The 2,092-nt window shown below is 59.8% G+C and carries 2 protein-coding genes and 1 pseudogene; all 3 read right to left on the reverse strand.

What is annotated here, in order from left to right:
- Positions 1-40 precede the first annotated feature (40 nt).
- Positions 41-1,021, reverse strand: a complete 981-nt coding sequence (locus Q7J58_RS02495) for an IS5 family transposase (RefSeq protein ID WP_304822953.1) — start codon at positions 1,019-1,021, stop codon at positions 41-43.
- A 66-nt stretch (positions 1,022-1,087) separates the two neighbouring features.
- Positions 1,088-1,540 carry a hypothetical protein gene (locus Q7J58_RS02500; protein WP_304822956.1) on the reverse strand — a complete coding sequence of 151 codons (453 nt, stop codon included), beginning with the start codon at positions 1,538-1,540 and terminating at the stop codon, positions 1,088-1,090.
- 371 nt (positions 1,541-1,911) lie between these two features.
- Positions 1,912-2,092 (reverse strand): annotated as a pseudogene (locus Q7J58_RS02505) (hypothetical protein); the annotation flags it as partial.

Consider the following 2,092-nt stretch of genomic DNA (forward strand, 5'->3'; position numbering starts at 1 on the left):
GACCCGTTTTGGCGAAGCCTCTGCAGGCTTTCAGGCGCACTCATGCCTGAGCGCCCATCAATTTGTGACGAACCATCCACAGATTGGACAGCGCAAACAGCGTCTTGAGCTGCAAGGTGATCTTCTTCAGCCCCCGGTAGCGCACCTTCGCAAATCCAAACTGGCGCTTGATCACCCGAAACGGGTGCTCCACCTTGGCGCGAATACCGGCCTTGATCTTCTCGACTCGGTCGATCAGTGCATCGGACAGCTTGTTCTCTTTGTCCAATTGCTTGCGCTTGCCTGGGCGCATGGCCACATGCCATTGGTGGCTGGCCTTGGCATCCGGGCGCTTGTCTGCGCCCTGGTAGTCTGCGTCACCGAACACGTCTTTCTCCTGTCCGTGCAGCAAACTGTTGCCCTCGGCGACATCGGCGACATCGGCGACATCGGCTACGTTGCCCGAGGTGCCTCGCACGGTGTGCACCAGACCCGAGTCGGCGTCCACGCCGATATGGGCTTTCATGCCAAAGTGCCATTCGTTGCCCTTTTGGCTCGAATGCATCTCGGGGTCTCGCGCTTTGGCTTTGTTCTTGGTAGAGCTGGGTGCTGGGATGAGGGTGGCATCCACGGCGGTTCCCACTTTGAGCAGCAAGCCGCGCCGCTCCAGCAGTTCATTGACGGTGCTCAGGATCTGGTCGGCCAGCTTGTGCTTCTCCAGTCTGTGGCGAAACCGAAGAATGGTGCTCTCATCAGGCAGGCGAGCAAAGGCGCTCAACTGGGCAAATTCGCGGTACAGCGGTGTGTCGAAAAAGGCTTCTTCCATGGCCGGGTCCGACAGGTTGAACCACTGCTGCATGAAGTGCACACGCAGCATGGTTTCCAAGGCAAAGGGTGGGCGACCGTTGCGACCCTCGCTGTAGTACGGGGTAATGAGTTCAACCAAAGCAGCCCAGGGAACCACGGTGTCCATCTGCTGCAAAAACGCCTGTTTGCGGGTGCGCCGCGTGCTCAGGTTCAGGTCAAAGCTGCTTTGTTTCATGGTCACTGAGTGTGCTGCACTGGACTTACGTCTGCCATACCTCGGGGGTGGTTTTGCAGAGTTTCCTTAGGGCTCACGTGGCACCGTGACGGGAAAATGATTATCTCCACCTGCGCTGACCTTGGCTGAACGCTCACGACGCTGCCGCTCAGTGCGGCGCACGAGCCAGCGCCTCCGCGCAACGAGCGCCGGCGCGAAGAAGCGGCGGTACACGGACCTCGTGCCGACGAACAGCACAAAGGGCAGTACGAGCGGGACCGCCTCTTGCGCCTGGAAGTAGCCAGTGATGAACTCAAGATCTTCTTCATATGCGAAGGCAGCGGTAATGAGGTGCCACACGCCAAACGCTGCGCTCACGATTGATGCCGGCAAGACCCAACCGGACAACGCGTCCAACGAGGCACCGCCGAAGATGACCGGGCCAAGAAGAACGGCTGGAAGAACGAGCAGGAAGCCAACGCCGAACACTGCTCCGGCAAGGCGGCATTGGGCAGCAGGCGACATTCCTGTGAGCAACACTCAGCGTTTATCTACCGCACCAGCCAAGTCAGCCAGCGGCGATGTCGTCATTCGCGGTGGGTGTTCCATGTTGAGCTGAACCGCAGCAGAGGCGGTGGTGTGGAATTCTTCGAATAGGGGATTGATGATTTCACCCCCCGCCATGGGAAGTCATTATGGCTTGACTGGGCGCCTGCAAAGGCCTTTTTCGGGCCACAGTTCCGGTCTGTTGCGCGGCCACCGCCACATTTTCCCCAGCCCTTGAGCGGCGCAATCGGGCAGCCCAGCCAAGCGCCCACATCCGCCCCTGGCGCAACTGTTTGTTGAGCAGTTGAACCAGGGGTTTGAGGTGTTCACAAAGACAGCGATCACGATCACGATCACGGTCACGATCACGGCCCGTGCGCTGGTGGTGCCCGGCTGTTGGCTTTTCTGGTGCTGCCCTCAAACGGGTCTGGCAGGTGTTTCGCTCTCGCCAAGGTCTGCACCACACCCAGGCGCCCTTGCTGGCACACCGGGCATTGTTGGATGTTCACCCGGGCCACCCGCGCCATGAAGTCTTGCGCGCATTCC

It is taken from the genome of Hydrogenophaga sp., from assembly GCF_030656115.1.
GTDB lineage: Bacteria > Pseudomonadota > Gammaproteobacteria > Burkholderiales > Burkholderiaceae_C > Hydrogenophaga.

Bases quoted from the DNA above. Each gene is read 5' to 3' on its own strand.
- Q7J58_RS02495 (WP_304822953.1), bottom strand. From the start codon at position 1,021: ATGAAACAAAGCAGCTTTGACCTGAACCTGAGCACGCGGCGCACCCGC.